The sequence below is a fragment of the Streptomyces calvus genome (assembly GCF_006782915.1).
GTDB lineage: Bacteria > Actinomycetota > Actinomycetes > Streptomycetales > Streptomycetaceae > Streptomyces > Streptomyces calvus.
In genome coordinates, this window is the sequence record NZ_VCNP01000043.1 from 256,934 (window position 1) to 281,640 (window position 24,707).

24 protein-coding genes and 1 tRNA gene are annotated in these 24,707 nt (G+C 70.6%); 14 read left to right on the forward strand and 11 right to left on the reverse strand.

Annotated features, from left to right (window positions below):
• Nucleotides 1-59 precede the first annotated feature (59 nt).
• From FGW31_RS20110 to FGW31_RS20125, 4 genes are all read right to left on the reverse strand, one after another.
• On the reverse strand, nt 60-902 hold the full coding sequence (locus tag FGW31_RS20110) for an S-methyl-5'-thioadenosine phosphorylase (protein ID WP_142194819.1): 843 nt from the start codon (nt 900-902) through the stop codon (nt 60-62).
• Between the two features lie 78 nt (nt 903-980).
• Entirely contained in the window at nt 981-1,313 is a 333-nt protein-coding gene (locus tag FGW31_RS20115; protein WP_142194820.1) for an FmdB family zinc ribbon protein, read from the reverse strand.
• A gap of 67 nt (nt 1,314-1,380) precedes the next feature.
• Entirely contained in the window at nt 1,381-2,670 is a 1,290-nt protein-coding gene (locus FGW31_RS20120) for an MFS transporter (RefSeq protein ID WP_142194821.1), read from the reverse strand.
• A 745-nt stretch (nt 2,671-3,415) separates the two neighbouring features.
• A complete protein-coding gene (locus FGW31_RS20125) occupies nt 3,416-4,951 on the reverse strand; it encodes a potassium/proton antiporter (RefSeq protein WP_142194822.1) in 1,536 nt (511 codons plus the stop codon).
• A 237-nt stretch (nt 4,952-5,188) separates the two neighbouring features.
• Between FGW31_RS20125 and FGW31_RS20130 the strand changes: the two genes are divergently transcribed.
• A complete protein-coding gene (locus tag FGW31_RS20130; protein ID WP_142194823.1) occupies nt 5,189-7,990 on the forward strand; it encodes a penicillin acylase family protein in 2,802 nt (933 codons plus the stop codon).
• Nucleotides 7,991-8,062: 72 nt separating this feature from the next.
• Here FGW31_RS20130 and FGW31_RS20135 read toward each other — a convergent pair whose 3' ends face one another.
• On the reverse strand, nt 8,063-8,698 hold the full coding sequence (locus tag FGW31_RS20135) for a 5-formyltetrahydrofolate cyclo-ligase (RefSeq protein WP_142194824.1): 636 nt from the start codon (nt 8,696-8,698) through the stop codon (nt 8,063-8,065).
• Between the two features lie 92 nt (nt 8,699-8,790).
• Here FGW31_RS20135 and galU point away from each other — a divergent pair, with 92 nt between their 5' ends.
• The 7 genes from galU (at nt 8,791) to FGW31_RS20170 (ending at nt 14,354) form a co-directional block, all read left to right on the forward strand.
• Nucleotides 8,791-9,702: a UTP--glucose-1-phosphate uridylyltransferase GalU gene (gene galU / locus FGW31_RS20140; protein ID WP_142194825.1), complete on the forward strand. Its 912-nt coding sequence runs from the start codon at nt 8,791-8,793 to the stop codon at nt 9,700-9,702.
• Entirely contained in the window at nt 9,699-11,021 is a 1,323-nt protein-coding gene (gene glp, locus FGW31_RS20145; protein WP_142194826.1) for a molybdotransferase-like divisome protein Glp, read from the forward strand. Before galU ends, glp begins: the two co-directional genes overlap by 4 nt.
• A gap of 86 nt (nt 11,022-11,107) precedes the next feature.
• On the forward strand, nt 11,108-11,620 hold the full coding sequence (gene moaC / locus FGW31_RS20150; RefSeq protein ID WP_142194827.1) for a cyclic pyranopterin monophosphate synthase MoaC: 513 nt from the start codon (nt 11,108-11,110) through the stop codon (nt 11,618-11,620).
• The gene (locus FGW31_RS20155) at nt 11,617-12,150 is read left to right on the forward strand and encodes a MogA/MoaB family molybdenum cofactor biosynthesis protein (RefSeq protein WP_142194828.1); all 534 of its coding nucleotides are present in this window, start codon (nt 11,617-11,619) and stop codon (nt 12,148-12,150) included. Before moaC ends, FGW31_RS20155 begins: the two co-directional genes overlap by 4 nt.
• A 26-nt stretch (nt 12,151-12,176) precedes the next feature.
• A complete protein-coding gene (locus tag FGW31_RS20160; RefSeq protein ID WP_233452532.1) occupies nt 12,177-12,830 on the forward strand; it encodes a GNAT family N-acetyltransferase in 654 nt (217 codons plus the stop codon).
• 172 nt (nt 12,831-13,002) lie between these two features.
• The gene (gene sepX, locus FGW31_RS20165) at nt 13,003-14,220 is read left to right on the forward strand and encodes a divisome protein SepX/GlpR (RefSeq protein ID WP_142194830.1); all 1,218 of its coding nucleotides are present in this window, start codon (nt 13,003-13,005) and stop codon (nt 14,218-14,220) included.
• Nucleotides 14,221-14,280: 60 nt separating this feature from the next.
• A tRNA-Ala gene (locus tag FGW31_RS20170) sits at nt 14,281-14,354 on the forward strand.
• A gap of 102 nt (nt 14,355-14,456) precedes the next feature.
• On the opposite strand, the gene FGW31_RS20175 is transcribed toward FGW31_RS20170, so the two are convergent.
• The 4 genes from FGW31_RS20175 to FGW31_RS20190 all read right to left on the reverse strand — a co-directional run bounded on the left by FGW31_RS20175 (nt 14,457) and on the right by FGW31_RS20190 (nt 18,054).
• Complete coding sequence (locus tag FGW31_RS20175) at nt 14,457-14,690, reverse strand: hypothetical protein (protein WP_142194831.1); 234 nt, start codon at nt 14,688-14,690, stop codon at nt 14,457-14,459.
• A 426-nt stretch (nt 14,691-15,116) separates the two neighbouring features.
• Nucleotides 15,117-15,593, reverse strand: a complete 477-nt coding sequence (locus FGW31_RS20180) for a hypothetical protein (protein ID WP_142194832.1) — start codon at nt 15,591-15,593, stop codon at nt 15,117-15,119.
• Between the two features lie 89 nt (nt 15,594-15,682).
• Complete coding sequence (locus FGW31_RS20185) at nt 15,683-17,599, reverse strand: alpha/beta hydrolase (RefSeq protein ID WP_142194833.1); 1,917 nt, start codon at nt 17,597-17,599, stop codon at nt 15,683-15,685.
• Nucleotides 17,599-18,054: an amino acid ABC transporter permease gene (locus FGW31_RS20190; RefSeq protein WP_142194834.1), complete on the reverse strand. Its 456-nt coding sequence runs from the start codon at nt 18,052-18,054 to the stop codon at nt 17,599-17,601. Before FGW31_RS20190 ends, FGW31_RS20185 begins: the two co-directional genes overlap by 1 nt.
• Before the next feature lie 303 nt (nt 18,055-18,357).
• Here FGW31_RS20190 and FGW31_RS20195 point away from each other — a divergent pair, with 303 nt between their 5' ends.
• Nucleotides 18,358-18,987, forward strand: coding sequence for a hypothetical protein (locus tag FGW31_RS20195; RefSeq protein ID WP_233452533.1), 630 nt, complete (start codon nt 18,358-18,360; stop codon nt 18,985-18,987).
• Here FGW31_RS20195 and FGW31_RS20200 read toward each other — a convergent pair.
• Complete coding sequence (locus tag FGW31_RS20200) at nt 18,969-19,445, reverse strand: GNAT family N-acetyltransferase (protein WP_142194835.1); 477 nt, start codon at nt 19,443-19,445, stop codon at nt 18,969-18,971. The two genes, FGW31_RS20195 and FGW31_RS20200, sit on opposite strands and share 19 nt — an antisense overlap.
• Nucleotides 19,446-19,494: 49 nt before the next feature.
• Here FGW31_RS20200 and FGW31_RS20205 point away from each other — a divergent pair, with 49 nt between their 5' ends.
• Nucleotides 19,495-20,298 carry an exodeoxyribonuclease III gene (locus FGW31_RS20205; protein ID WP_142194836.1) on the forward strand — a complete coding sequence of 268 codons (804 nt, stop codon included), beginning with the start codon at nt 19,495-19,497 and terminating at the stop codon, nt 20,296-20,298.
• Here the strand turns inward: FGW31_RS20205 and FGW31_RS20210 are convergent.
• Nucleotides 20,295-20,918 (reverse strand): MerR family transcriptional regulator, encoded by a 624-nt coding sequence (locus FGW31_RS20210; protein ID WP_142195002.1) that lies wholly within the window; start codon nt 20,916-20,918, stop codon nt 20,295-20,297. The two genes, FGW31_RS20205 and FGW31_RS20210, sit on opposite strands and share 4 nt — an antisense overlap.
• A 177-nt stretch (nt 20,919-21,095) precedes the next feature.
• Between FGW31_RS20210 and FGW31_RS20215 the strand changes: the two genes are divergently transcribed.
• The 4 genes from FGW31_RS20215 (at nt 21,096) to FGW31_RS20230 (ending at nt 24,687) form a co-directional block, all read left to right on the forward strand.
• Entirely contained in the window at nt 21,096-22,616 is a 1,521-nt protein-coding gene (locus tag FGW31_RS20215; RefSeq protein ID WP_142194837.1) for a flavin-containing monooxygenase, read from the forward strand.
• Nucleotides 22,613-23,551, forward strand: coding sequence for an alpha/beta fold hydrolase (locus FGW31_RS20220; RefSeq protein WP_142194838.1), 939 nt, complete (start codon nt 22,613-22,615; stop codon nt 23,549-23,551). The genes FGW31_RS20215 and FGW31_RS20220 overlap by 4 nt, the downstream gene beginning before the upstream one ends.
• Nucleotides 23,548-24,432: an SDR family oxidoreductase gene (locus FGW31_RS20225; RefSeq protein WP_142194839.1), complete on the forward strand. Its 885-nt coding sequence runs from the start codon at nt 23,548-23,550 to the stop codon at nt 24,430-24,432. The genes FGW31_RS20220 and FGW31_RS20225 overlap by 4 nt, the downstream gene beginning before the upstream one ends.
• 75 nt (nt 24,433-24,507) lie before the next feature.
• Complete coding sequence (locus FGW31_RS20230) at nt 24,508-24,687, forward strand: hypothetical protein (RefSeq protein WP_142194840.1); 180 nt, start codon at nt 24,508-24,510, stop codon at nt 24,685-24,687.
• The last annotated feature ends 20 nt before the right edge of the window (nt 24,688-24,707 follow it).

Sequence of the window (24,707 nt, forward strand, 5' to 3'; positions counted from 1 at the left end):
CCCTGCGGGCGGCCTCTCCGGCGGCCCGACGGTCCTCTACCGCGCCCCGCCCTCCCCTACTACGGCAGCGCGAACCCCGGATCCATGCCTCCCAGCGCCGAGGTGCACAGGCAGTCGCGTTCCGCCGTCGCCGGGAGTGCGGCCACCGCGTCGAAGAGCACTCCGCGGAGCCGGTCCACGTTCTCGGCGAACACCCGCAGCACCTCGTCGTGGGAGACGCCCTCGCCGGTCTCCGCGCCGGCGTCGAGGTCGGTCACCAGGGTCAGCGAGGTGTAGCAGAGCTCCAGCTCCCGGGCGAGCACCGCCTCGGGGTGACCGGTCATGCCGACCACCGACCAGCCCTGCGCCTGGTGCCACAACGATTCCGCACGGGTGGAGAAGCGCGGCCCCTCCACCACGACCAGCGTGCCGCCGTCCACCGGCTCCCAGTCCCGCCCGCGCGCCGCCTTCAGCGCGGCCGCCCGCCCGGTGGGGCAGTAGGGGTCGGCCAGCGACACGTGGACGACGTTCGGCATCGTGCCGTCGGGCAGCGGCACCCCGTCGTAGTACGTCCCCACCCGGGACTTCGTGCGGTCCACGAGCTGGTCCGGCACCAGCAGCGTGCCCGGCCCGTACTCGGGCCGCAGTCCGCCCACCGCGCACGGCCCGAGCACCTGGCGCGCGCCGACCGACCGCAGCGCCCACAGGTTGGCCCGGTAGTTGATGCGGTGCGGCGGCAGATGGTGGCCGCGTCCGTGCCGGGGCAGGAAGGCCACCCGCCGTCCCGCCACCTCGCCGAGGAAGACGGAGTCGCTGGGCGCCCCGTAGGGGGTGTCCACCTGGACCTCGGTCACGTCGTCGAGGAACGAATAGAAACCGGAGCCGCCGATCACGCCGATCTCGGCCTGCGCAGTGTTCGCCATGCTCCGCACCCTAACGGCACCCGGAAACGCCGAAGACCCCGTCGTCGGTGGACGACAGGGTCCCGTGCGAAGTGGGCCCTACGCGGCGGTGGTGCTGGTGGAGCTGCTCGAACCGGAGGAGCCGGACGACGAGCCCGAGCCCGATCCCGAGCCTGATCCCGAGTCCGAGGAGGTGGAGGAGCTCGTCGAGGACGACCCGGAGGACTTGGCCGCCGGGGAGCTGCTGGACGAGGAGCCGCGGCTGTCGTTGCGGTAGAAGCCGGAGCCCTTGAAGACGATGCCGACCGCCGAGAACACCTTCTTCAGGCGTCCCTTGCACTGGGGGCATTCGGTCAGGGCGTCGTCGGTGAACTTCTGCACCGCCTCGAGGCCCTCGCCGCACTCGGTGCACTGGTACTGGTAGGTGGGCACTGTCTTCCTCCTGGCACTCTCACTCGATGAGTGCTAACGACGGTCCATAGTGACGTATTCCGAGGAATCAGTCCACTGCGACGGGCTCGCGGTGACCCACGCCACGCGCCACGGTGCGTCCGCGCGCGTCCGGCACCAGCCGGGAGCGCAGCGCCAACAGAGTCCCGAGGGCGAGGACGGTACCGGCCATCGGCACCAGGAATCCGGCGCCGTCCCAGAGGCGGTCCTCCAGTTGTCCGGCGGCGGTGACGGCCGCGGCCTGGCCGAGCGCGACGGCGCCGGTGAGCCAGGTGAAGGCCTCGGTGCGGGCGCCGGCCGGGACCAGGCTCTCCACCAGGGTGTAGCCGGTGATCAGGGCCGGTGCGATGCACATGCCGACCAGCAGGCCGAGTCCGGCCAGGAGCAGCGCCGACTCGGCCGTCCACAGGGCGGAGGCGGTCAGCGCGAGCGCCGTGTAACCGACGAGCAGGCGCCGCTGCGGGGCGGCCTTCCAGGCGATCGCCCCGCAGGCGATGCCGGAGAGCATGTTGCCCGCGGCGAAGACGCCGTAGAGGACGCCGTTCAGGCCGGGTTCGCCGATGGACTCGGAGAACGCGGCCAGCGAGACCTGCATGCCGCCGAAGACGGCCCCGATGCCCAGGAACGTCACGATCAGCACGCGCACACCGGGGACGCGCAGCGCGGAGACGTGCTCCACGCGCGCGTGCCCGCCGCCGCGTCCCGGCCGGGGCTGCGTGGCCTTCTGCGCGGCGAACAGCAGTCCGCCGACCAGCGTGAGCGCCGCCTCGGTGACCAGTCCGGCGGCCGGGTCGACGGCCGTGCACAGGGCCGTGGCCAGCAGCGGTCCGACGACGAAGGTGAGTTCGTCGGTGACGGACTCGAAGGCCGCCGCGGTGGTCATCAGCGGGGAGCCCTTGAGCTTCACGCCCCAGCGGGCGCGCACCATGGGCCCGATCTGCGGCACCGAGGCGCCCGTGGGCACGGCGGCGGCGAACAGCGCCCACAGGGGTGCGTCGGTCAGTGCCAGCGCGGTGAGCGCCAGCCCGGACAGGGTGTGCGCCAGGACGCCGGGCACCAGGACGGCACGCTGCCCGTGCCGGTCGGCGAGGCGGCCGCTGTAGGGCGCGAACACTGCCATGGAGACACCGGTGACGGCGGCGACGGCACCGGCCGCGCCGTACGAGCCGGTGGTGTGCTGGACCAGCAGCACGATGGAGATGGTGAGCATCGCGAACGGCTGGCGTGCCGCGAAGCCGGGGAGCAGGAACGTCCAGGCGCCGCGGGTGCGCAGCAGCCGGCCGTATCCCGGGCGGGAGGCGGCCGGCGAGTCCTTCGACGTGGTGACCGTGGATGCCACGGCCCGTGCCTTTCTGCTACCTGGTAGCACCGTCCGCGCGGTGTCGTGCGGGCGTGCCGAGAGCTGTCCTCTTGCGCTGACTGCGGTGGATACCGGCGCCACAGCTCAGGGCGTCCCGGCCGCCATACGGTCGCGCCAGCTCTGCGTCAGGCAGAGTTGGTTCGATCTGGTGGTTCGTGTGCATCGTACAGGGATCGATGCCATATGGGCTGTGAGAAGGGCCCCACCCCGGCGGCGGCCGCGCCCTCCGCACCGAGGCCCTCGCGATCCGGGCCGTACCAGACGAGCCGACGGCCCCATGCCTCGCGATCCGGTCCCGTGCCAGGCGGGCGGACGGGCTCAGGCCTCGCGATCCGGTCCCGTGCCAGGCAGGCGGACGGGCCCAACCCGTCGCGCCCCGGCCCGTGCAAGGCGAGCCGACCGACCCAGGCCCGACCGCCCCAGGCCCGACCGCCCCAGCCCCAACCGCCTCAGGCCCGACCGCCTCAGGCCCGACCGCCTCAGGCCCGACCGCCCCAGGCCCGACCGGCCCAGCCCGGGCGGTCCAGGCAGGCCGCCCGACCGGTCCAGGCCCTGGCGATCCGGTCCCGTGCGAGCCCGCGGCCCTCCTGCACGCCGGGACCGTCCGGGCCGGGCGGGCCCTGTGCCCCGCACCCGTGCCGGGCGGGCCGGCGGGCCCAGGCCCTGCGACCCGGCCCCGCGCAAGGCTGGCTCCCTGCGCGCGGGGCCGTGCCGGGTGTCGCGTTCACGTTCCGTTCTGTGTTCCGTCGGTGCCCAGCCAGCCGGCCAGCTTGCCGCCGCGGCCCACCGCGCGCAGCCGCCGCTCGGCGGCGTCCCGCACCGGGTCGGTGGCGACGACGAGGAGTTCGTCGCCGCGCCGCAGCACCGTCGTCGGCAGTGGCACGAAGGAGGTCCCCTCCCGCACGACGAGGGTGACGGCCGCGCCGGCGGGCAGCCGCAGCTCGGCGACCTCCACGCCGTGCATCCTCGACCCGGCCGGGATGGCGACCGACAGCAGATGGCCGCGCAGCCGCTCCAGGGGCGCCGACTCGATACCGAGGTCGGCGGCCTCGGCGTCCTTGCCCAGCCGCAGCTTGCGCGCCAGCCAGGGCAGCGTCGGCCCCTGGACGAGGGTGTAGACGACGACCAGGACGAAGACGATGTTGAAGATCTTCTCGCTGGACTCGACGCCCTGCACCATGGGGATCGTCGCCAGGATGATGGGCACGGCGCCGCGCAGCCCGGCCCACGACATCAGCGTCTGCTCCTGCCACGGCACCCGGAACGGCAGCAGGCTCACCACCACGCTCAGCGGCCGGGCCACCATGGTCAGCGCCAGCCCGATGACCAGGGCGGGCACGATGTCGTCGCCGAGTTCGTGCGGCGTGACCAGCAGGCCGAGCAGGACGAACATGCCGATCTGCGCGATCCAGCCGAGCCCTTCGGCGAATCCGCGGGTGGCCGGCCAGTGCGGCAGCCTGGCGTTGCCCAGCACCATCGAGGCGAGGTAGACGGCGAGGAAGCCGCTGCCGTGAGCGATGGCGCCCGCCGCGTAGGCGGCCACGGCGATGGCCATCACGGCGATCGGGTAGAGGCCGGAGGCGGGCAGCGCCACGTGCCTGAGGCCCCAGGCGCCCAGCCAGCCGACCGCGAGTCCGACGGCGGCGCCGATGGCCAGCTCCAGCGCTATCTCGCCGATCAGCACGTACCAGTGCTCGACCGGTCCGGCCGTGGAGAAGGAGACCACCAGGATGACGACGGGTGCGTCGTTGAAGCCGGACTCGGCCTCCAGGGTGCCGGTCACGCGCGCGGGCAGGGGTATTTTCCGCAGCACCGAGAAGACGGCCGCGGCGTCGGTCGAGGAGACGACCGCGCCGATGATGAGCGCCTGCCGCCACTCCAGCCCGACCAGGAAGTGCGCGGCCGACGCCGTGACGCCGACGCTCACCGCGACGCCGGCCACGGCGAGCGCGGACGCGGCGGGCAGGGCCGGTTTCACCTCCGCCCACTTGGTGCCCAGTCCACCCTCGGCCAGGATCACGACCAGGGCCGCGTACCCGATGACCTGTGTCAGCTCGGCGTTGTCGAAGTGGATGTCGCCGATGCCGTCCTGGCCCATGGCGATGCCGATGCCCAGGTAGACGAGCAGGCTGGGGAGCCCGCTGCGCGAGGAGATCCGGACCGCTGCGACGGCGACGAGCAGGACGATCGAGCAGACGAGCAGGAGCTGGTTGAGGTGGTGGACAGTCAGCGGCCGTTCCCTTCCCTGACTCAGGCGCACTCGCGCGTGAGCTCACGTACATCGCTTGCGATCCACCGCTTTCGCGGCAAACTACTTCGTTACCTTACCTAACTCTTGACGCTTTCTTGACGCGGTTCGCGGCAAGATCGAACGGCCGTCCGGGCTGGTTCCCGACTCCGCGTCAAGTGCCACGGGCCCCTGCGCCTATCGTTGCTCCAGCGCTCAGTTAAAAGCACAGCCCGACCTGCCGCTCGCGTTAGGACAGCAAGGACAGCGATGCCCACCGACACCACCGCCTCCACGGGTCAGCAGGCCGGCAAGTCCGGCAGGAAGAAGGGGCGCAAAGCCCGACTGGTCGTGCTCGTCCTGGTGCTGGCCTTGATCGGCGGTATCGCCTACGGGGGGTACTGGTCGGTCAGCACCGTGCGTGCCTCCTTCCCGCAGACCAAGGGCTCGATCACGCTCCAGGGCCTGACGGGAACCGTCGACGTCAGACGCGACGGCCACGGCATCCCGCAGATCTACGCCTCCTCCGACGAGGACCTGTTCATGGCGCAGGGCTACGTCCAGGCGCAGGACCGGTTCTACGAGATGGACGTGCGCCGGCACATGACCTCCGGCCGCCTGTCGGAGATGTTCGGCAAGAGCCAGATCGACAACGACGAGTTCCTGCGCACCCTGGGCTGGGACCGGGTGGCCAAGGAGGAGTACGACAAGAAGCTCTCGCCCGCCACGAAGAAGTACCTCCAGGCGTACGCCAAGGGGGTCAACGCCTACCTGGAGGGCAAGGAGGGCAAGGAGATCTCCCTGGAGTACGCGGCCCTGGGCTTCACCAACGACTACCGGCCCGAGGAGTGGACCCCGGTCGACTCCGTCGCCTGGCTGAAGGCGATGGCCTGGGACCTGCGCGGCAACATGCAGGACGAGATCGACCGCGCGCTGATGACCAGCCGCCTCGGCCCGAAGCAGATCGCCGACCTGTACCCGGCGTACCCGTACGACCGCAACAAGCCGGTCGTGCAGGAGGGCCAGTACAGCGAGCTCAGCGGGGCCTACGAGCAGAGCGGCGGCACGGGCACGGGCACGGGCACCGGGACGGGGACCGGCACCGGCACCGGAACGGAGACCGGCACCGGAACCGGAACCGGAACGGAGACCGGTACGGGCACCGGCGCGGGTTCCGCCCTGGAGAGCCAGCTCACGGGACTCCAGCGGGTCATGGAGGACCTGCCGACCGCCGTCGGCATCAACGGCGACGGCATCGGCTCCAACTCCTGGGTCGTCGCCGGTGACCACACCATCACCGGTGAGCCGCTGCTCGCCAACGACCCGCACCTGTCGGCCTCGCTGCCGTCCGTCTGGTACCAGATGGGCCTGCACTGCCGCAGCGTCTCCGCGACGTGCCAGTACGACGTCACCGGCTACACCTTCGCGGGCATGCCCGGCGTGATAATCGGCCACAACCAGGACATCGCCTGGGGCCTGACCAACTCCGGCGTGGACGTCACCGACCTCTACCTGGAGAAGATCACCGGCGACGGCTACCAGTACGACGGCAAGGTGGTGCCGTTCGAGACGCGCGAGGAGACCATCGAGGTCGCCGGCGGCTCGGCGCAGAAGATCGTCGTGCGTGAGACGAACAACGGCCCCCTGCTCTCCGACCGTTCCGACGAGCTGGTGAAGACCGGCAAGAAGGCCACCGTCGACAGCGCCGCCCCCGACCGGGGTGACGGCTACGGCGTCGCGCTGCGCTGGACCGCGCTGGAGCCCGGCCGCACCATGGACTCCGTCTTCGCGATGAACCGCGCGAAGAACTGGAGCGACTTCCGTGCGGCGGCCGCCCTCTTCGAGGTCCCCTCGCAGAACCTCGTCTACGCCGACACCGACGGCCACATCGGCTACACGCTGCCCGGCAGGATCCCCACCCGCGCCGAGGGCCACGACGGTTCCGTGCCCGCCCCGGGCTGGAACCCCGACTACGAGTGGACCGGCTGGGTCGAGCAGGACGCGCTGCCCTACGAGTTCGACCCGGAGCGCGGCTACATCGTCACCGCCAACCAGGCCGTCGTCGGCAAGGACTACCCGTACACGCTGACCACGGACTGGGGTTACGGCGCCCGCAGCCAGCGCATCACCGACCTGATCCAGTCGAAGATCAAGGACGGCGGCAAGATCTCCACCGACGACATGCGGCAGATGCAGCTCGACAACTCCAGCTCCATCGCCAAGCTGCTGGTGCCGCACCTGCTCAAGATCGACACCGGTGACGAGGACGTCCGCGAGGCGCAGAAGCTGCTGGAGGGCTGGGACTACACCCAGGACGCCGACTCGGCGGCGGCCGCGTACTTCAACGCGGTGTGGCGCAACATCCTCAAGCTCGCCTTCGGCCACAAGCTGCCCAAGGAGCTGCGGGTCAAGGGCCAGTGCCTGTGGGTCGACCCGGTCAACCCGACCGGGCCCGCCGACGAGGTGAACAAGGTCCGCGAGTGCGGCCAGCGGGAGGCCGACCAGGCGCAGCCGGACGGCGGCGACCGCTGGTTCGAGGTGGTCCGCACGCTGATGGACGACCAGGACAGCGAGTGGTGGTCGACGCCGAAGAGGGGCACCCGACCGGGCGCCGACAACCGTGACGAGCTGTTCAAGCGGGCCATGATCGACGCCACCTGGGAGCTGACGGCCAAGCTCGGCAAGGACATCGACACCTGGAGCTGGGGCCGGCTGCACCGCCTGTTCCTGAAGAACCAGACGCTCGGCACCGACGGCCCCGGCTTCCTGCAGTACGTCCTCAACCGCGGCCCGTGGAAGCTCGGCGGCGGCGAGGCCACGGTCAACGCGACCGGCTGGAACGCCGCCGGCGGCTACGGGGTCGTGTGGGTGCCGTCCATGCGGATGGTGGTCAACCTCGGTGACCTGGACAAGTCCCGGTGGATCAACCTCACCGGCGCCTCCGGCCACGCCTACAGCTCCCACTACGTCGACCAGACCGACAAGTGGGCCGAGGGCGAGCTGCTGCCGTGGGCGTTCACGGACAAGGCGGTCGAGGCCGCCACCAGCGACACCCTGCTGCTCAAGCCCTGACCCCGGCAGGCCCCACCGGAAGCGGTCCCCACGCGCGCGTGGGGACCGCTTCGGCGTTGCGGGGCACGTCCGTCAGGGGTGTCGCGCGGCGGCGGGGCCGAAGCGCCGTACGCCGGACGGGGTCACCACCGCCTGCACCGGCCGGTCGTGCGGCTCCTCGGGGACGCGCGCGACGACCTCGGAGTCGTACAGCAGCACCACCAGCGCCGGGTGCGCGTCCGCGCGCTCCAGCCGCGCGAGGACCCGGTCGTACGAGCCCCCGCCGCGCCCCAGCCGCATGCCGCGCGCGTCGACGGCCAGCCCGGGCAGCAGCACGGCGTCCGCCTCGGTGACGGCGTCCGGCCCGAGGCGGTCCCCGGCGGGTTCGAGCAGGGTCATGCGCCCGCCGTGCCGGACCCGCACGAGGGACCCCTCTCCGTCGTACGTCCCCCAGTCGAGGTCGTTGTCGGGCAGCAGCGCGGGCAGCAGAACCCGTACGCCCCGCGCGCGCAACGCGTCCAACAGCGTGAGCGTGCCGGGCTCGCTCCCCACGGAGACGTACGCCGCCACCGTGCGCGCCTGCGCCAGTTCGGGCAGTGCCAGTGCCCTGCGGGCCAGCTCGGTGGCGGACACCCGCACGTCATCCGCCGTCAACCTGTTCCTCGCCGAGCGGATTTCGCGTCGCAACGCTCGCTTGTCAGGCTCGTCCGCGCGATCGTGGTGTCTCAAGGCCGTCCCTGTATCGTTCCGAAGTGCTCATATGAGCAGTTAATAATCGGAGCCACAGATTCCTCACAATGGCACCGGATATGGTGTCGGGCATGTCTCAGTCACACCCTCGGATCAGCAAGGCTGTCATCCCCGCAGCCGGCCTCGGCACCCGGTTCCTGCCGGCGACCAAGGCCACTCCCAAGGAGATGCTGCCGGTCGTCGACAAGCCGGCGATCCAGTACGTGGTCGAAGAGGCCGTCTCCGCCGGTCTCGACGACGTCCTCATGGTGACGGGCCGCAACAAGCGCCCCCTGGAGGACCACTTCGACCGCAACTACGAACTGGAGTCCGCCCTGGGCAAGAAGGGCGACGCCGCGCGCCTCGCCAAGGTCCAGGAGTCCAGTGACCTCGCCACCATGCACTACGTCCGCCAGGGCGACCCCAAGGGCCTCGGCCACGCCGTGCTGTGCGCCGCCCCGCACGTCGGCGACGAGCCCTTCGCCGTCCTCCTCGGCGACGACCTGATCGACCCGCGCGACCCCCTGCTCCAGCGCATGATCGAGGTGCAGCAGGAGCACGGCGGCAGCGTCATCGCGCTCATGGAGGTGGCCCCCGAGCAGATCCACCTCTACGGCTCCGCCGCCGTCGAGGCCACCGCCGACGCCGACGTCGTCAAGGTGAGCGGCCTGGTCGAGAAGCCGACCGCGGAGGAGGCCCCCTCCCACTACGCCGTCATCGGGCGCTACGTCCTCGACCCGGCCGTCTTCGGCATACTGCGCAAGACCGAGCCCGGCCGCGGCGGCGAGATCCAGCTGACCGACGCCCTCCAGCAGCTCGCCGCCGACGAGACGGTCGGCGGCCCGGTGCACGGCGTCGTCTTCAAGGGCCGCCGCTATGACACCGGCGACCGCGGCGACTACCTGCGTGCCATTGTCCGACTCGCGTGCGAACGTGAGGACCTGGGACCGGACTTCCGGGCCTGGCTCCGCCGTTACGTCACCGAGGAGATGCAGCAACGTTGAGCACCGCCGCGCCCCGCACCGCAGGCCCGGACCACCTCTGGTCGGTGGACGAGCACCTGGCCGACATCCTCGCCACCGTCCGGCCCCTCGAACCCATCGAGCTGAACCTCCTCGACGCCCAGGGCTGCGTCCTGGTCGAGGACGTCACGGTGCCGGTGTCCCTGCCCCCGTTCGACAACAGCTCCATGGACGGGTACGCGGTACGGGTCGCGGACGTCGCCGGCGCCAGTGAGCAGTACCCGGCGGCCCTGGAGGTCGTCGGGGACGTCGCGGCCGGCCAGGCCGACCTCCTGCACGTCGGGCCCGGGCAGGCCGCCCGCATCATGACCGGCGCCCCGCTCCCGCCCGGCGCCGAGACGGTCGTCCCCGTCGAGTGGACCGACGGCGGCCTCGGCGAGGGCCCGGCCGACGGGATGCGCGCCCGCAGCCTCGCCCCGGAGGGCGCCACCGGGCAGGTCCTCGTCCACCGTCCCGCCGGGCCGCGCGCGCACGTGCGCGCCAAGGGCAGCGACGTCAGGGCCGGGGACCGGGCCCTGGAGGCGGGCACCGTCCTCGGACCGCCGCAGATCTCCCTGCTCGCCGCGATCGGCCGCGGCACCGTCCGGGTGCGTCCGCGCCCGCGCGTGGTGGTCCTGTCCACCGGCAGCGAACTCGTCCAGCCCGACGAAGAGCTGCGCTCCGGTCAGATCTACGACTCCAACAGCTTCGCGCTCACCGCCGCCGCGCGGGACGCCGGCGCGATCGCCTACCGCGTGGGCGCCGTCGCCGACGACGCCGCGACCCTGCGGGACACCATCGAGGACCAACTGGTCCGCGCCGACCTGGTGGTCACCACCGGCGGCGTGAGCGTCGGCGCGTACGACGTCGTCAAGGAGGCGCTGTCGTACACGGCGGACGAGGACGAGCCCGGCAGCGGCGTCGAGTTCCGCAGGATCGCCATGCAGCCGGGCAAGCCGCAGGGCTTCGGCTCCGTGGGCCCCGACCACACCCCGCTGCTGGCCCTGCCCGGCAACCCGGTCTCCTCCTACGTCTCCTTCGAGTTGTTCGTCCGCCCCGCCATCCGCACCCTGATGGGCCTGACGGACGTCCACCGGCCGAGGGTGCGCGCGCGGCTCACCGCCGACCGGGCACTGACCTCGCCGAAGGGCCGCCGCCAGTTCCTGCGCGGCCGGTACGCCGACGGCACGGTGACCCCCGTCGGCGGCGCGGGCTCCCATCTCGTGGCGGCCCTGGCGCAGGCGAACGCGCTGATCGTCGTCCCCGAGGACGTCGAGTCGGTCGCGCCCGGCACCGAGACCGAGGTGGTCCTGCTCGGCTGAGCGGGAGCGGTTGGAGGTACCGTGTCGCGCACAGCAGGCCCGTGCGCCGCACCGCGACGGGCCAGGACCGGGAGCGCCACACGATCATGACCGTGCCATCCCGGGGGGAGTCCCCCGGTACCTCCGAGCAGCGCCGGCTGACCCACATCGACGAGGCGGGCGCCGCCCGCATGGTCGATGTCTCCGGCAAGGACGTCACCGCCCGCACCGCGCGGGCCACCGGCCGCGTCCTCGTCTCGTCCCGCGTGATCGAACTGCTGCGCGGCGAGGGCGTCCCCAAGGGCGACGCGCTGGCCACCGCACGCATCGCGGGCATCATGGGCGCCAAACGCACCCCCGACCTGATCCCGCTGTGCCACCCGTTGTCGGTGTCCGGTGTGAAACTGGACCTGTCGGTCGCGGACGACGCCGTGGAGATCACCGCCACCGTGAAGACGACGGACCGCACGGGCGTCGAGATGGAGGCGCTCACCGCGGTGTCCGTGGCCGCGCTCACCGTGATCGACATGGTCAAGGCGGTCGACAAGGAGGCGGTCATCACGGACGTGCGGGTCGAGGAGAAGACGGGCGGCAAGTCGGGCGACTGGAGCCGGGCATGACACCCGACGCGCCGGCCGGCGCCGCGCCGTACCGCGCGCTGGTCGTCACCGCCTCCAACCGGGCCGCCGCCGGCGTCTACGAGGACAAGGGCGGCCCGCTGATCGCGGAGGGGCTGCGGCGCTTCGGTTTCGCGGTCGACGGCCCGCAGGTGGTCCCCGACGGCGACCCCGTGGAGGCCGCCCTGCGCGCGGGAGCCGAGGCCGGGTACGACGTCATCGTCACCACCGGCGGCACCGGCATCTCGCCCACCGACCGCACGCCCGAGGCGACCCGCCGGGTCATCGACCACGAGGTCCCCGGCATCGCGGAGGCCATCCGGGCGTACGGCCGGGACAAGGTGCCCACGGCCGCCCTGTCCCGGGGCCTCGCCGGAGTCGCGGGCGGCACGCTGATCGTCAACCTGCCCGGGTCCAGCGGCGGTGTGAAGGACGGCCTGGCGGTCCTGGAACCGCTGCTGAGGCACGCCGTCGACCAGCTGCGCGGCGGGGACCACCCGCGACCGGACGCCAGTGGCGGGGGTGCGAGCTGAACAGCCTACAGTGGCCGGTCGAGCTGGTGGACGGCGACATCGTCCTCCGGCCCATAAAGCTGCGCGACCAGAAGGCCTGGCGCGAGGTCAACCGGCGCAACCGGGACTGGCTGCGGCCCTGGGAGGCGACGATCCCGCCGCCCACGCCCAGCGGCCCGGTCATCCACCGGCCGACCTACCGTCAGATGGTCCGGCACCTGCGCTCCGAGGCGAACGCGGGCCGGATGCTGCCGTTCGTCATCGAGTACCAGGGGCGGCTGGTCGGCCAGTTGACGGTCGCCGGGATCACCTGGGGCTCGATGTGCTCGGGCCACGTCGGCTACTGGGTGGACGAGGCGGTGGCCGGCCGCGGGGTGGTGCCGACGGCCGTGGCGATGGTCGTGGACCACTGTTTCCGCACCGTGGGTCTGCACCGCATCGAGATCTGCATTCGCCCGGAGAACGGGCCGAGCCGCAGGGTCGTGGAGAAACTCGGATTCCGCGAGGAGGGGCTGCGTCCGCGATATCTCCACATCGACGGCGCCTGGCGCGACCATCTCGTCTACGCGCTCACCGCCGAGGAAGTCCCGGACGGTTTGCTCGCCCGGTGGCGCCGGGCACGCTCTCAGGAGCGGCCCGGCCACGAGCTGCCCGGACGCGACCGACGCAACCCGGGAATCCCCCACAGCCCGGGAAATTGAATATACGTTCGAATTTGACCGGCGGGCGACCGTCTACAGGTGCGGAATTCCCGGTTCGAGTGGTCTCTTGATCGCATCGGTCACAAAAAAAGTTCGAAATATCAGCCAGATCGTGCGACACACCGGCTCAATTGGCGGAGCGCGCCGCGCAAACCCCTCTACGGTGTGAGACGTGAGCAGCAGCGGCCTCATCTACGCAGTCATTGTCGGGGCCTGGGCCGCCTACTTGGTGCCGATGTGGCTCCGTAGGCAGGACGAGCTGAACGAGGCCCGTCCAACGGAACGCTTCAGCACCGCCATCCGATTGCTGTCCGGACGGGCGGGCATGGAGCGCCGGTACGCCAAGGACCTGCGGGCGCGCTCCACCGACGAGGGGGAGCAGGACGTCCACGACCCGGACGCGATCACCGACTCGGTGGACGTCCGGGCCTTCGCCGTGTCCCAGACCCGCCCGCACACCCAGGTACCCGTACCGTCCCTCCCCGCGGAGCCGCCGGAACCGGCGGCCGCCAGGCCCGGCCGGCCTCCGCGCGAGGAGGCGGACCGCAGGAGTGCCGGGCCCGGCGCCGCACGGGACCGCGTCCCGGCCGCCCGCCGCGCGCAGGACGCACGGCGTGAGCGGGCGGCGCAGGCGGCCGCCGCGCGCGCCCGGCGCACGAAGGTGCTCGCGCGCCGTCGGCGCACCACCACCCTGCTGTTCGTCGCCTTCACGCTCGGCGCGATCGTCGCGGCGGTCGGTGGGCTCGCGTTCCTGTGGGCGCCCGGCGTCCCGGCCGTCCTGCTGAGCGCCTACATCGCCTACCTGCGCTCCCAGGAGCGCCGCCGGTTCGCCTACCAGATGGACCGCCGCCAGGCCGAGGTCGCGGCGCAGCGGCTGCGGGAACGCGAGCGCCAGCCGCGTCGCCGCCCCACCGTGGACGAGGCCGACCCCGACGAACCGGAGGGACCGGAAGCCGGAGCCGACCCCGACCCCGGCCTCTCCGCGCTCGCCGCGGACCGGCGTGCGCTCGTCGAGCAGACCGACCACGCCGAGTGGGTCGACCAGCAGCGTGAGCGCCGGCGGCCGCCCGGCCAGGGCGGCGACAGCTGGGACCCGGTCCCGGTGCCGCTCCCCACGTACGTGACCGCGCCCGTGGCCCCGCGCGCCGGCAGCGACGTGGACCTCGGCGCCCCGGGCACCTGGAGCTCGGCCCGTTCGAGCGCCGTACCGGCCGAGGAGGCCGCCGACGAGGCGGACCCCGAGCCGGCCGCCACCGACGACCGCCTCGCGGACGACGGCCGCAGCGACGCCCGCCGCGCCGCCTCGGCCCGCCGCTCCCGCGAGCGCGGCCGCACCCCGCTCTTCGACCAGTACGAGGACGGGGACCGCCCGAAGGCCGCCAACGAGTAGCACCGGGCCAACGGATTTCCGAGCACCCCGATCGGGATGCTAAAGTTTCACTCGTTGCAAGGGCCTGTGGCGCAGTCCGGTAGCGCACCTCGTTCGCATCGAGGGGGCCAGGGGTTCAAATCCCCTCAGGTCCACTGCACAGTTGGAAGCCCCCGCCGAGAAATCGGCGGGGGCTTCTTCGTGTTGTCGCGGCAAGACTTCCTCAGCTCTGTGGGGGTCGTCACAGGGCGCCGTGGTCATCGCCGCGCTCTCTGGCAGACGTGGCCGGCAGCACAGGACCGAAGCAGACCCTCTGCAGGGTGCTCCCAGGCGATGAGCAGTTGGAAGACGGCGGCACGGTCGCCGAGCGAGCCGGTGACGCGCATGGCTTTGAACGGTTCGGCCGCGAAGGCGTGAAGATCGAAGTCCGGCAGGCACACCAACCCAGGGGCAGGCGTACGCGATACGCCGACCATGGCATCAGTGCTCATGCCGTCGAAGGGTGGCACTCTGCAGCGCGTCGCCCGGGGGTCTCGCTCTCGTTCTGCGGAATCTTTGCTGGAGGCACTCGGGGCGTACAAAATCGCCCTCGATGGGGGGAGGGTGATGAGCAGCCCTTGCTCGCGCGTCGCGGACGGCTCGGCGGGCGGTGTTGGCGGCGTACTGCTGGCGAGGTCGCGCTCGGCGGGTAGGCATGCACCCGTGCGTCGTGCCGTGCCGGGACCTGCGACGACCGCTGCGCGGTTCCGGTCCACGTCCAGGCCCGCACCGGAGTCATTGCAGAAGCTGCAATGCGGTGTCCGCAGGTCGTAGGTCGTGCCTGCCCGACGTGGACGGGCAGGACGTACGCGGTCTGTCAGTTGTCGGAGGCCTTCCGCTACAGCCCGCCGAGGCCTGCCCCTGGCGGGCGCTGTACTTCATGGCGTGGCAGGAGCATCGGGAACCTGGCTGGTCGCCGACCAGAAATCGGACCGGACGTTCGGGTCCGGGATCGAACCCCCCGCGTAGTTGGGGCCGTGCGTGTCAGTGGTCGGCGGCGAAACAGAGGACTTGGTCACGCACGGCGTGGCCACCTCGAAGAAGGCTTGGCCATTTCCACCGATGAGCAACCGTACGTTGAAATGGTCGGGTGTCTTGAAATACGTGGCAGGGCTCTTGACGCTTCGGTTGACACCGATCTGCTGGAATCCTTGGGATTTCCAGTAGCGTTCCACGACCCCGAGGAAACTACCCCTCCGTTCCGGGGAAATGATGGTCATCACCGCTCGGCGTCGTGATACATCACACCTTCCCTCTGTGGATTCCCCATGGGTCCATTGCACGGCCGGTTTAATGGCTGTGAATGTGTCGTCGAGAATCTTGTCGGCGCGTTCGGCGGCTTCCTGCATGTTCATGTCTGGTCCTTCTTCAGGGGCCTTTCCCGAAGTCCCGCAGCTGGTCATAAGGAGTATCACTCCGGTTGCTGCTGCGACATTGAGTCCCCTCATCGAGGCTGCTCCAGAATAATTTCGTCGGCCTTTCCGACCACAATTTTTGCAATGTTGTCGGCTGACAACTGATCTTTTGCCGGAGTGAAGTACTGAGAGTGTGCGTCAGTTCCCCCCTCGATCAGGGTAGGGCCATCGTCCACCATGAAGCGCGTGGCGCCGAACGACTTGTTCGCCGGGTCGGTGCCGAACCAGATCTGACTCGGATCGGTCTGCTGGTCCTGGGCTGTGTAACCAGCGATGCCGCCGACGGCCGAACCCGCCAAACCGCCGACCACTCCTCCTAGAGGGCCGGCGATGCCCAGCCCCAGAACGAGTCCTGCCGACCCGCCGCCGGCGACTCCGGCTCCTATGCCGCTGGCCTCGTCCTGATTGGGGAGTTTGGTGACGATGTCGTTGTCTGCTGCGCCGACGTAGACGTGACCTTCACCGACATTCAGCTCGTTCGCAGTTTTCGCTCCGGTGCCGGGACTGCCGACGAGGATAATGTCGTCCGCTCCTGGGACCCCGCCCCTCTCCTGTGCCGCCAAACCAACCGTGAGAGAGCCGTAGGAGTGCCCGATGGCCGTGATGTGAGGGTCGGTGTTTTCGTTCGTCGCGGAGATTCCGGCCATGAAGGCGTTATAGGAGACTGCTCCGGCCTCGGCGTTTTCCTTGCGCATGACGTCAGTGTTGGCAGCCAGATCTTGCGGCGAGAGCTGGGGAGCGTCGTAGCCGAGCCAGACGATCGACGCAGTCGAATTGTGAGGATCAGCTTCGGCGGCGCCGAGGGCGGTGTCCTGCGCTCGCTTCAGCGTACCGTCGGCGAACTCCTTGTCCAGCTTGGTGCCGAGGCCCGGCACATAAGCTGAGACGTTGTGTGCCGTATCGGGATTTCCGTAAGAAACGATGGCGCGACCGTTTCCTGCATCTCCAATACCCAGAAGGTACATGGGAGGTACGCTCGGTTTTTCCAATTTTGCCTGGATGCCTTTCAATCCGTCCAACATTGTCTTCGAGTTCTCGTCCTCCTGCCCGGAGAGTTTTCCGATCAGGAGCTGAATGTTATCCCGGTTCGCCTCGTCTCGGATGGTCGCCGGGATTCCGTCCAGATTTCCGATCACGTCCGGATAGACGGCCAGGTACTGGTCCCTTTGCTCTTGAGTGAGGCGGTCCCACCATTCCTTGCGGTCGGCAGGAGACTTGTCGCGGGGGATCCCGTCTTCCAGGTAATTAGCCGCAGATCCGACGGCTGCGGTGTCAGCGGCGGCGTCGGCCCAGGTCTTCTCGTCGACACTAAGTCCTGGGGGAGCCTTGAGTTTGCTGAGCGCCTGCCTGTATCGGTCGTCAATCTCGTGAGCCTCTCGCAGGGCATGGGCAATGCGGTCTGCGATGTCCTGCGCCTTGGCGTGGTGCGGGTTGTGGTTGATCAGGCCAGGCGTCTCCGGGGAATACAGCCCTTTGTCGTTCGGTGGGTGCAGTTCCTTGTTGCCCCCGGTGAGCATGCCGTTGTTGCCCATGACTGTCCCACCAGGAAGCTCTTTCCCGGTCAACTCATTCTTACCGCCGGCGGGGTAACCTATGCTTCCATCCGCGTGTACTGTGTATGAAAGGGCGGCGGCATCCTCCAGTGCATCCTTCAGTCGCTTCTGGGGAGCGGCAAGCTCGGAGGAAAGGCCGCTGACCGAGGCGCGAATCAGGCCACACTCGGTGTGGATGTAGTGGTAATTATTACTCAGGCGTTTCAGTCGCTCGACGGCTGCAGTCGCCGAGTCGCTCTCCTGAGTTTTTGCCAGCCGCCCAGCCATCTCGGCGTCTACACGCTCGCCCGCGGCATCCGCGTGATGCGACACCTTTGCCCAGCCGTCCGCTGCATCATCCAGCTCCGACAGTTTCACGTCCCGCAGTTGCTGCCAGGTCAACGAGGAGGGCACTATTCCCGGCCTCCCGTCGGCACACTCACGGCACGTACTGAGGCGGCGATGGCTCCCTCGCGCTCACCCATTTCCTTGGCGACGGCGCGCAGTTTGGGCTCCAGTGACTCACATTCGTCTCGTACCGCCTCCAGTCGCCGTTCCCAGGAGGTGAGTACAGATTTGAGCACTTCCAGGCTTGCCAGGCCCTCTGCACCCTTCGACACACCTGCGTGCCCGGACAGCAGGTTCTTCTTCGTCGACTCGGTGCTGATCCTCAGATCGCCCGCTGTGCCTGCCGCCCGGGTCCATGGCCCGCCCGAGTGACGAAGAGTGCCCGAGCCGCCGGATTCGGTTTTCGATTCGCCCGTGGACGTACCACCACCCTGATCAGCGGGTAGCTGGTTGAGCTGCATCTGTGCGGTATGCCGCTCGGCCGCTGCGGCCTTCACCTGCTCCCATTCGTCCCACGCCATGCGTGGCCCTCCCCCTGTCGTACCGCCGAGCTGATGCGCGCGTGCGTTGCTGTGTCGCTGTGATCAGTGCGGACGGTAGCGGATCATCGGCGTCTGCCTTATCCGTATCGGCCATCAAGGTGCCTGAGTAGGCGTACTCGGACTGAGTCCGACATCGAACGGTGGGAGTGAGGCGTCCAGGCCCGGTGACGTTCGGGTCTTGGTCCACTGCGTCCCGTACTCGGGTGTCCGTCGGCTGCCGGAATGAATCATGAGTATGTGTGCTCATGAAGGGGCGCAGGACCGGTTCCTACCGTGGCCTGCATGGATGTGGATGTGGTGTCCGATGGTGGCCCGACGGCCAAGGGCTCGACGGGCTTCGCCGGCTGCGCGGTCGCCCTGGTCCTCTTCGTCGTCCTGATGGCCGGGGTCGCCTGGGTGCTGGACGAGCTGGTGAAAGGGCTGGACGGATACGGGCAGTTGGAGCAGACCGGTACCGGTGCCTCCGGCAGCGTGGTGGAGCCTTACGGCCCTGGTGCGAGCGCCCGGTACGAGGACGGCCTGAAGATCACGGTCAGCCGTCCGCACGAGGAGTCCGACGGCACGTACCGCTTCACGGTCACCTATGACAACGACACCGGCCAGGAGTTGCTGCTGGGCGGTGAGCCGACCGGTGGCGCCGATCCTGCTCTCGAGGTCCGCGAGGGCGAGCCCCTGGACGACGACTACTCCCACGACTACTTCCTGACGTGGCTGAACGAGCAGGAGTGCGCCGCTGCGCTCACTGCGCCTCTCGGCGAGGGCGAGACACGCAGCGTCCCGGTGCACGTCGAGCCGAGCAGGAAGGGCATCCCGGTCACCGTGGAGGTCGAACCGGCGGACGACGATTTCCGCGAGACGGCGTACTTCCTGCTCAGCCTGGAGCGACCGGGCCGCTACAGGACCTTCGCGTAGCAGCGGCTGTCCTCGTGGAAGCGGTAGAAGCCGAACTTCTCACAGGGCTCGTAGCCGCTGGAGGTGTACAGGGCGATGGCCTCCGGCTGCTTGGTGCCGGTTTCCAGGACCATGCGGAGACGGCCGGCGGCGCGGGCGTCGGCCTCCAGGGCGGCGAGGATGCGGCGGGCCAGGCCGCGGCCGCGCATCTGCTCGATCACGAACATGCGCTTCAGCTCGGCGTCGCCGTCGAGATTGCCCTCGCCGTTGGCGTCCTGGACGCGCCAGCCGCCGGAGGCCACGGGGGTGCCGGACTCGTCGTACGCGATCAGGTAGATGCCGTTCGGGGGTTCGAAGTCCGCCGGGTGCATGGGGGTGGAGTCGCCGCCGTCGCCGTAGCGGACGTGGTATTCGGCCTGGACCTCGGTGTCCAGCTTCACGGCGTCGGGGTGGTCGTAGGGGACCGGGCGGATGTCCATGCCGAGTACGGTAAAACAGCTCGGGCCCGGCGTGTCGTATCGTGCCCTGATGCTCACTGTGACCTCCGTCAACGTCAATGGACTGCGGGCCGCCGCGAAGAAGGGCTTCGTGGAGTGGCTGGCCGGGACCTCCGCCGATGTGCTGTGTCTGCAGGAGGTACGGGCGGAGGCGCAGCAACTGCCGGAGCAGGTGCGGGAGCCCGAGGGATGGCACGTGGTGCACGCGCCCGCGGCGGCGAAGGGGCGCGCGGGCGTCTCGCTGTACAGCCGGCGTGAGCCGGACCGGGTCCGGGTCGGTTTCGGGTCGGAGGAGTTCGACGGCAGCGGGCGGTACGTGGAGGCCGACCTGCCCGGTGTGACCGTCGCCTCGCTGTACCTGCCGTCCGGGGAGGTCGGCACGGAGCGGCAGGACGAGAAGGGGCGGTTCATGGACGAGTTCCTGACGTACCTCAAGGGGCTGAGGGAGCGGGCCGCCGCCGAGGGGCGGGAGGTCGTGGTCTGCGGGGACTGGAACATCGCCCACGAGAAGGCCGACCTGAAGAACTGGCGCGGCAACACCAAGAACTCCGGGTTCCTGCCGGAGGAGCGCCAGTGGCTCTCGCGCGTCCTCGACCCGGCGGAGGGCGGGTACGTCGACGTCGTACGGGCGCTGCACCCGGACGTGGACGGGCCGTACTCCTGGTGGTCGTACCGGGGGCGGGCGTTCGACAACGACACCGGGTGGCGGATCGACTACCAGATGGCGACGCCGGGGCTCGCGAACCGCGCGGTCAAGGCGTACGTCGAGCGGGCCGCCACGCACGCCGAGCGCTGGTCGGACCACGCGCCGGTGACGGTGGTGTACGAGCGCTAGTCGGTCCGCCGGCCCAGGCGCCGGTCCATGGCCAGGGAGAGTTCCGCGTCGACCACGCTGCGGGCCAGCGGGCGCAGGCGGTGCACGGCTTCCTCCGGGGCGTGGCGGAGGATCAGGGTGGCGAAGAGGTCGGCCAGCGCGTCGGCGTGGACGCGCACCTCCGCGCCGGTGCGCAGCACCTCCGCGAGCGGGATGCCCTCGCGGACCAGGGCCGAGGAGACGTCCAGCAGGCGGCGGCTGATGTGGACGATCTCCTCGCCGTCGACGCCGAGGTAGCCGAGGTCCAGCGCGGCGGCCAGGTTCTCGGGCGTGACCTGTCCGGCGAAGTGGTCGGCGAGTTCCTCGGGGGTGAGGCGGACCGGGGTCTCCTCGGTGGGGGCCTCCATGCCGAGGAGTTCGCCGACGTCCCGGCCGTGGTCGAAGGCCTCGGCGAGTTCCGCTATGCCGTTCAGGGTGTGGCCGCGTTCCAGCAGCGCCGTGATGGTGCGCAGGCGGGCCAGGTGGTGGTCGTCGTACCAGGCGATGCGGCCCTCGCGGCGGGGTGGCGGGATCAGTTTGCGTTCGCGGTAGAAGCGCAGGGTGCGCACCGTGATGCCGGCCAGGCGGGCCAGCTCCTCCATGCGGTACTCGCGCCGCTCGCCGGGTTCTGCGATGTCCTCTGCCACGTCAGAAGCCTAGGCCGTACCGGCGGTAACTTTCCTTGCACACCCCCTACCCATCAGTACGGAGCTGCTCTACTCTCCCCATTGCGCCAGTGTTCACTGGCAGGGTTCTGAGCGATGCGTGGAGGCTTCGGGATGGCCGAGCACGGACATGAGCATGTGCGGGTGGCGGTGGTCGGGTCGGGGTTCGGCGGACTCGGGGCCGCCGTACGGCTGCGGCGTGAGGGAATCACCGACTTCGTCGTCCTGGAACGGGCGGGCAGCGTCGGCGGCACCTGGCGCGACAACAGCTACCCCGGATGCGCGTGCGACGTGCCGTCGCACCTGTACTCCTTCTCCTTCGCGCCCAACCCCGACTGGCCCCGCTCCTTCTCCGGACAGGAGCACATCCGGGCCTACCTGGAGCACGTCACCGACGTCTTCGGACTGCGGCCCCACATCCGCTTCAACTCCGAGGTGAAGCGGATGACGTGGGACACCGAGCGGCTGCGCTGGGACATCGAGACCAGCAGCGGCCACCTCAGCGCCGACGTGGTCGTGTCCGCGACCGGCCCGCTGTCCGACCCGAAGATCCCCGACGTCCCGGGCCTGGACACCTTCCCCGGCAAGGTGTTCCACTCCGCCCGCTGGGACCACGACTACGACCTGCGCGGCAAGCGGGTCGCCATGATCGGCACCGGCGCGTCCGCGATCCAGATCGTGCCCGCCATCCAGCCCGAGGTCGCGCAGCTGACCCTCTTCCAGCGCACGCCCGCCTGGGTGCTGCCCCGCATGGACCGCCCCATCAGCGGCGCCGAGCGCGCCCTGCACCGCGCGCTGCCCTTCACCACCAAGCTGCGCCGCGGACTGCTGTGGGGCGTACGGGAGTTGCAGGTGCAGGCGTTCACCAAGCACCCCGGCGAGCTCGGCTTCGTCGAGCAGCTGGCCAAGCGCAACATGGGCCGGGCGATCAAGGATCCGGCCCTGCGCGCCAAACTCACCCCGGACTACCGCATCGGCTGCAAGCGGATCCTGCTGTCCAGCACCTACTACCCGGCGCTCGCGCAGCCCAACGTGGACGTCGTCGCCGGGCTGAGCGAGGTGCGCGGGTCGACCCTGGTGGCGGCCGACGGCACCGAGACCGAGGTCGACGCGATCGTGTTCGGCACCGGGTTCCACGTGACCGACATGCCCATCGCCGAGCGGGTCGTCGGGGCCGAGGGCAGGACCCTCGCCGAGACCTGGGCGGGCGGGATGCAGGCGCTGCGCGGCGCCTCGGCCGCCGGGTTCCCCAACTGGATGACGATCATCGGGCCCAACACCGGCCTCGGGAACTCCTCCATGATCCTCATGATCGAGTCCCAGCTGAACTACATGGCCGACTACCTCCGCCAGCTCGACGTCCTCGGCGGCCGGGCCGCCCTCGACGCCCGCCCCAGCGCCGTGAGCGCCTGGAACCACCGGGTGCAGGAGCGGATGAAGCGCACCGTGTGGAACACCGGCGGCTGCACCAGCTGGTACCTGGACGCCAGTGGACGCAACACCACCATCTGGCCCGGTACGACGAGCGAGTTCCGGCGTGCGACGCGCAGCGTGGACCTCGCCGAGTACGCGGTGCTGCGGGCGCCGGCCGGAACCGGCGACGCCGACCGGGAGAACGCCGAGGTGACCGCATGAGCCGCCTCACCCACGTCACCTCCGGCCCGTACGCCCCGCCCGCCGCCGCCCGCGAACTCACCGCCCGGTCCGCCGACGGCACCCGGCTGCACGTCGAGGTGCACGGGCCCGCGGAGGCGCCCGCGGTCGTCCTCTCCCACGGCTGGACCTGCTCCACCGCCTTCTGGGCGGCGCAGATCCGCGAACTGGCCGCCGACCACCGGGTCATCGCCTACGACCAGCGCGGCCACGGACGGACGCCCGCGAGCCCCGCGTGCAGCACGGACGCGCTCGCCGACGACCTGGAGGCCGTGCTCTCCGCCACCCTCGCGCCCGGTGAACGGGCCGTGATCGCCGGGCACTCCATGGGCGGGATGACGGTCATGGCCGCCGCCGCCCGGCCCGTCTTCCGCGCGCACGCCGCGGCCGTCCTGCTGTGCAGCACCGGCAGTTCGCGGCTGGTCGCCGAGTCGACCGTGGTGCCGATACGGCCGGGGCGGGCCCGCACCTGGCTGACCCGGCAGATCCTCGGCTCCCGCGTACCGCTCGGGCCGGTCACACCGCTCGCCCGCCGGATCCTCAGGTACGGGACCATGGGCCCGGCGTCGGCACCGGACATGATCGAGGCGTGCGCCCGGATCGTGCACGCCTGCCCGCGCACCGTCCGCCACGCCTGGTCGCACGTGCTCGCCACGCTCGACCTCGGTCACGGCGTACGGGAGTTGCGGGTGCCCACGGAGATCGTCGTCGGCACCGCCGACCGGCTCACCCCGCCCGTGCACGCCCGCGAACTGGCCGCCGCGCTGCCGCAGTGCACCGGCGTCACCGAACTGCCCGGCATCGGCCACATGACACCCGTCGAGGCGCCCGGCACGGTCACCGGCAGGATCCGGGACCTCGTCGCCACCCATGTGACCGCCCACCAGCCCGCCGTACCCGCCGAGGAGAGCGCATGAGCAGGGTCAGTCTCGAAGGAAAGGTCGCCGTCGTCACCGGAGCGGCGCGCGGTGTCGGGGAGTTGCTGGCCCGCAAGCTCTCCGCGCGCGGGGTGCGGGTGGCGCTGGTCGGGCTGGAGCCGGACGCGCTCAAGGACGTCTCCGCGCGGCTGCACAGCGACAGCGACCACTGGTACGCCGACGTCACCGACCACGAGGCGATGGCCCGGGTCGCGGCGGAGGTCAAGGCGCGGTTCGGCAGGGTCGACATCGTCGTCGCCAACGCCGGTGTGGCGACCGGCGGTCCGTTCATCGAGTCCGACCCGGAGGCCTGGCGGCGGGTGATCGAGGTGAACCTGATCGGATCGGCGGTCACCGCGCGGGCGTTCCTGCCGCAGCTCGTCGAGAGCCGCGGCTACCTCCTCCAGATCGCCTCGCTCGCCGCGATCACCCCGGCGCCGATGATGAGCGCGTACTGCGCCTCCAAGTCCGGTGTGGAGGCGTACGCGCACAGCCTGCGGGCCGAGGTCGGGTACCGGGGCGTGAAGGTCGGCGTCGGCTATCTGTCGTGGACCGACACGGACATGGTGCGCGGGGCCGATCAGGACGACGTGATGCGGGAGTTGCGGCAGCGGCTGCCGTGGCCGTCCAACAAGACCTATCCGCTGGGCCCGGCGGTGGACCGGCTGGTGGCCGGGATCGAGCGGCGGTCGGCTCATGTGTACGGGCAGTGGTGGCTGCGCGGCATGCAGGGCGTCCGCGGCTACCTGCCGGCGCTCATCGGGAGCGTGGGCCAGCGGGAGATGCGGCGGTTCGCGGACCGGCTCGCCGACGTCCGCACCGGGCTGGTCGGGGCGGGCGGCAACGCCGACGAGCAGCACCGCGCCACGGTGCGTGACTGATCGACATGCGCAGGGTGACGGCCCGTGTGAATCTGGTCGGGCAAGTTCCCCCACCCCACACGGGAGTGAACCCACATGGGCATGAAGGACCAGTTCCAGGAGAAGTCCGAGCAGTTCCAGCAGCAGGCGAAGCAGCGCGCCCAGCAGGGCAAGGAGCAGCTGCAGAACCGTGGCCGCCGCCGGGACGAGGACATGGACGAGCCGCAGCGCGGGCGCGAGTCCGAGGACCGTCTCGACCAGGACTACGACGCCTGACGCCCGACGCCTGACGTCGT

Excerpts from the sequence above, each read along its gene's own strand:
- FGW31_RS20205 (WP_142194836.1), top strand. The coding sequence starts at position 19,495 with ATGCTCACTGTGACCTCCGTCAACGTCAATGGACTGCGGGCCGCCGCG.
- FGW31_RS20225 (WP_142194839.1), top strand. The coding sequence starts at position 23,548 with ATGAGCAGGGTCAGTCTCGAAGGAAAGGTCGCCGTCGTCACCGGAGCG.
- moaC (WP_142194827.1), top strand. The coding sequence starts at position 11,108 with ATGACCGTGCCATCCCGGGGGGAGTCCCCCGGTACCTCCGAGCAGCGC.
- FGW31_RS20110 (WP_142194819.1), bottom strand. The coding sequence starts at position 902 with ATGGCGAACACTGCGCAGGCCGAGATCGGCGTGATCGGCGGCTCCGGT.
- FGW31_RS20180 (WP_142194832.1), bottom strand. The coding sequence starts at position 15,593 with ATGAACATGCAGGAAGCCGCCGAACGCGCCGACAAGATTCTCGACGAC.
- FGW31_RS20215 (WP_142194837.1), top strand. The coding sequence starts at position 21,096 with ATGGCCGAGCACGGACATGAGCATGTGCGGGTGGCGGTGGTCGGGTCG.
- FGW31_RS20210 (WP_142195002.1), bottom strand. The coding sequence starts at position 20,918 with ATGGAGGAGCTGGCCCGCCTGGCCGGCATCACGGTGCGCACCCTGCGC.
- FGW31_RS20195 (WP_233452533.1), top strand. The coding sequence starts at position 18,358 with ATGGATGTGGATGTGGTGTCCGATGGTGGCCCGACGGCCAAGGGCTCG.
- FGW31_RS20130 (WP_142194823.1), top strand. The coding sequence starts at position 5,189 with ATGCCCACCGACACCACCGCCTCCACGGGTCAGCAGGCCGGCAAGTCC.
- FGW31_RS20190 (WP_142194834.1), bottom strand. The coding sequence starts at position 18,054 with ATGGCGTGGGACGAATGGGAGCAGGTGAAGGCCGCAGCGGCCGAGCGG.
- FGW31_RS20220 (WP_142194838.1), top strand. The coding sequence starts at position 22,613 with ATGAGCCGCCTCACCCACGTCACCTCCGGCCCGTACGCCCCGCCCGCC.
- galU (WP_142194825.1), top strand. The coding sequence starts at position 8,791 with ATGTCTCAGTCACACCCTCGGATCAGCAAGGCTGTCATCCCCGCAGCC.
- FGW31_RS20200 (WP_142194835.1), bottom strand. The coding sequence starts at position 19,445 with ATGGACATCCGCCCGGTCCCCTACGACCACCCCGACGCCGTGAAGCTG.
- FGW31_RS20155 (WP_142194828.1), top strand. The coding sequence starts at position 11,617 with ATGACACCCGACGCGCCGGCCGGCGCCGCGCCGTACCGCGCGCTGGTC.
- FGW31_RS20230 (WP_142194840.1), top strand. The coding sequence starts at position 24,508 with ATGGGCATGAAGGACCAGTTCCAGGAGAAGTCCGAGCAGTTCCAGCAG.
- FGW31_RS20175 (WP_142194831.1), bottom strand. The coding sequence starts at position 14,690 with ATGAGCACTGATGCCATGGTCGGCGTATCGCGTACGCCTGCCCCTGGG.